This window comes from Mesorhizobium sp. B2-7-3 (assembly GCF_006440715.1).
Taxonomy (GTDB): Bacteria; Pseudomonadota; Alphaproteobacteria; order Rhizobiales; family Rhizobiaceae; genus Mesorhizobium; species Mesorhizobium australicum.
Window position 1 is genome coordinate 1 of the sequence record NZ_VFTY01000025.1, and the last position, 2,281, is coordinate 2,281.

2 protein-coding genes are annotated in these 2,281 nt (G+C 63.0%); both read right to left on the reverse strand.

The features are described from left to right. Positions 1–1,768, reverse strand: a 1,768-nt coding sequence (locus FJW04_RS29825) for a DUF4347 domain-containing protein (protein WP_181173091.1), incomplete at its 3' end; no start/stop codon positions are given. A gap of 85 nt (positions 1,769–1,853) precedes the next feature. Then, positions 1,854–2,168, reverse strand: coding sequence for a hypothetical protein (locus FJW04_RS29830; RefSeq protein WP_140718414.1), 315 nt, complete (start codon positions 2,166–2,168; stop codon positions 1,854–1,856). Positions 2,169–2,281 lie beyond the last annotated feature (113 nt).

Sequence of the window (2,281 nt, forward strand, 5' to 3'; positions counted from 1 at the left end):
CCGTGTCACCCGTAGCGCCTGTGGCTCCAGTTGCACCAGTCGAGCCGGTTGCTCCGGTCGAGCCGGTGGCGCCAGTCAAACCCGTAGCACCAGTATCGCCAGTCGCACCTGTGGCACCCGTGTCACCGGTAGCGCCCGTCGGGCCCGTTGCTCCAGTCGAACCTGTGGCACCCGTGTCACCGGTAGCGCCTGTCGCTCCGGTAGTTCCGGTCGAACCTGTGGCACCCGTGTCACCCGTAGCGCCTGTGGCTCCAGTTGCACCAGTCGAGCCGGTTGCTCCGGTCGAGCCGGTGGCGCCAGTCGAACCCGTAGCGCCAGTATCGCCAGTCGCACCTGTGGCTCCGGTGGACCCAGTCGCGCCCGTCGAGCCCGTTGCTCCAGTCGAACCTGTGGCACCCGTGTCACCGGTAGCGCCTGTCGCTCCGGTAGTTCCGGTCGAGCCGGTTGCTCCTGTGGCCCCGATCGCTCCGGTCGAGCCAATCGCTCCGGTATCACCGGTTGCACCGGTCGACCCCGTCGCACCAGTCGACCCCGTCGCACCGATCGAGCCGGTAGCACCGGTGGAGCCTGTAGCTCCGGTTGAACCAGTGGCACCAGTGTTGCCAGTGGCGCCAGTCGAACCTGTGGCACCGGTGTCGCCAGTCGCACCTGTGGCTCCGGTCGAGCCAGTGGCGCCGGTCGAGCCAGTTGCTCCGGTCGCCCCGGTTCCGCCACTTGCGCCGGTAGAACCGGTCGCTCCTGTTGCACCAGAGGCGCCGGTCGCGCCTGTTCCGCCGCTGGCACCGGTAGAGCCACTCGCTCCGGTTGCTCCGGTTGCGCCGGTGGCGCCGGTCGCACCTGTGGCCCCTGTCGCACCCGCGCCGGTCGCGCCGGTGGCGCCGGTCGCTCCCGTAGGTCCCGCCGGGCCTGTCGCGCCAACTGTACTGGTGCTGAAAGTACCAGTATCAAATTGATTGCCTCCGTTGCCATTGGCAGGGCCAGCGACAGGGCCGTCCGTTAAAACATAAGTATTTCCTGCCCCTGGCGTTAGTGTGCCGTATAGATTGAAACCAGCGTCGTATATTTGATAAGTATGTGTAGGGTCTGGAATTGTTATTGTTACAGCAAATTCACTGACAATGTTGTGCCCTGATTGGGGAAGTGGGAAGCTTCCAACCAACAAATGAGGATTTAATGTTGTATCTACTAGGTAATAAGTGTTGATAGTGGCGCTACCATTCTGAATAGTTAAGTTGCCGGTGATCGTCAGGTCAACTGCAAGCACCCCGCTGTAACTTGCCGCTCCATCCGAGGTCAGGGGTGGCAGGGGCGTGGGCGAGCTCGCACGTGCCGACAGTTCCCAGGCGCCGCCCAGGTCGGCGGCGCCAACCAACGATCTTGATGCGCGGACATCCGCGCCGACCGCCTCTTCCAGCGCCTCAATAAAGGCTTCGCCGGAATTCCCTGATGCCGACTCGCAACTCCACAGCCTCAGCTCGCCGTCCGCCGCAAGTGCCCTGCCGATTGCGGCGAAATCGTCAGCCGCTGCCTCCAGCGTCCCGACTGACCATTCTCCCGCGGCGAAATTGACACGGCCCGAAGCGCCATGGGCCATGATATGGACCGCGTCGAGCCCTTTGTGCGAAACAAGGGCGGCAGCGATCTGCCGCTCCGCCGGGCGGCGGCCATCGAGCACGACAGCCCGGACTTCGGGCCTAAGATTACTGATGACAGTCTCGAGGTCGGAGATCGAAGGATCGACAAAGAGAATTTCAGAGGCACGGGCCATGACTGGCTCCTGTTGGCTTGAATTCAACTAACGGAATGCGCCTCCGGCTTCGGGGGGCGTGGCAAACGACAAGAAGGTTAGGCGGTCAACTTCCAGACGGCCCGACGGCGGCCCCTGCGCCGTCGACAGAGGGACTTTCTACCCGCAGGAAGCTGGCAACCTTGAAACTGCCGCCATCGTCAAACGTCCCAATCGCAAATGAGCCGGCAGTGCTTGGCACCTTGACGGTCAGCGCTACCGCAAGGCTTCGCTTGACGGCTTTGGGAAGGGCGACCTGGCCAACGATCGCACTCCTGGCGGTGTCCAGGATAAAATAAGTCACATTTTCGGTCGCGTCTCCGATCGGCAAAACGCCCCTAACGGTGACTTCCATAACCGCAAACCCTGCCGCGTAACTCATACTATCCTCCTCGGTAGCGGCGACTGCGCCGCGCCTTTCGTGTTCGGCCTTTTACAAGCGCCCGACCGAGCACGACGCGCCCGGTCTTGCGGGTGGGTGGGAATGTAGTGGGT

What these genes read in the sequence shown, in the direction of transcription:
- FJW04_RS29830 (WP_140718414.1), bottom strand. Translation starts at nt 2,168, where the DNA reads ATGAGTTACGCGGCAGGGTTTGCGGTTATGGAAGTCACCGTTAGGGGC.